This window comes from Tersicoccus solisilvae, from assembly GCF_014643255.1.
GTDB lineage: Bacteria > Actinomycetota > Actinomycetes > Actinomycetales > Micrococcaceae > Tersicoccus > Tersicoccus solisilvae.
Genome location: NZ_BMJI01000044.1, coordinates 1 through 1,288, shown reverse-complemented (window position 1 = coordinate 1,288; position 1,288 = coordinate 1). Strand labels below are relative to the sequence as shown.

The window sequence follows — 1,288 nt, the reverse complement described above, 5'->3', positions numbered from 1 at the left end:
CTGATCGAACGGACGATCTCACCGGTCTCGGACCAGATCGTGGCGTTCGTCGACGGGCTGGCACGGGACCACGGCCCCGTCCTGGTGACCTATGAGGCGGGCCCGACCGGGTACGGGCTGGCACGGGCGCTGTTGACGGCCGGGCATGCCTGCCAGATCGCGGCCCCGAGCAAGCTGCTGCGTCCGAGCGGGGACAGAGTCAAGACCGACCGGCGCGACGCGTTACTGCTGGCTCGGCTGGCCCGCAACGACGATATCGTCGCGGTCACCATCCCCACCCCGGCGCAGGAATCGGCGCGGGATCTGGTGCGGGCCCGGGAGGACGCCCGCATGAGCCTGATGAGCGCACGGCACCGGCTGTCCAAGCTGCTGCTGCGTCACGGCCACGTCTACGACGGTGGTGACGCGTGGACCGGCAAACACGAAGCGTGGTTGCGACGGACCCGCACGGACCACCTCCAGTTCGGCGGCGGCGGGACGCTGGCCGCCTTCGATGACGCCTATGACGCGGTCGTCCACACGTTGGCCCGCCGGGACCGGCTCGATCATCAGATCGCGGCGCTGGCCGCGGACAGTGAGTTCACGTCCCTGACCCGCCGGTTGTGCTGCCTGCGGGGGATCTCGACCACGACCGGGTTCGCCCTGGCAGTGGAGATCGGCAATTGGCACCGGTTGACCGGGGCGACGATCGGGTCCTATCTCGGGCTGGTGCCCTCGGAGTTCTCCTCCGGCGGCTCCCGCGTCCAGGGCGGCATCACCAAGACCGGGAACAGCCACGCCCGTCGCCTGTTGATCGAGGCCGCGTGGCACCACAAACCCGACTACCGGCCGGGCAAGACCATGCAGGACCGGTGGGCGTTGGCACCGGCCAGGGCCGTGGCCCGCGGCGACGCCGGCAACCGGCGGCTGCACCACCGCTGGGACACGATGACCGCCCACAAGAAACGGCACACCGTCGCCAACACCGCCATCGCCCGCGAACTCGCCGGCTGGTGCTGGTCCCTGGCCGTGATGGAGGACTGAGCACCCGACCCGTTCACGGGACATCCCGGGTGTCCGGGCAGCAGCGCGAGGAGAGGACCCGCGAGTCGACTGTGAGCACCCCCGGCCAACGGGGGCACGCTCGACCTCAGACGCGCTCCGCCTCTCCAGCCGAAACCAGGGCCCTGCGGTAACCAACCCGCGCATATCAGACTGACCGCGCGTCGCCTGACACGCTGTCTCCCGACACCACCCCGTGAACGACGAAGCGGGGCCCTCCCCGGCCAGGAAGGGCCCCGCTTCACCC

At 70.6% G+C, this 1,288-nt stretch carries 1 protein-coding gene; it reads left to right on the top strand.

What is annotated here, in order from left to right; translation table 11 throughout:
• The coding region (locus IEX22_RS15280; RefSeq protein ID WP_229660100.1) for an IS110 family RNA-guided transposase at positions 1-1,023 on the top strand (1,023 nt) is incomplete at its 5' end.
• Between the last annotated feature and the right edge of the window lie 265 nt (positions 1,024-1,288).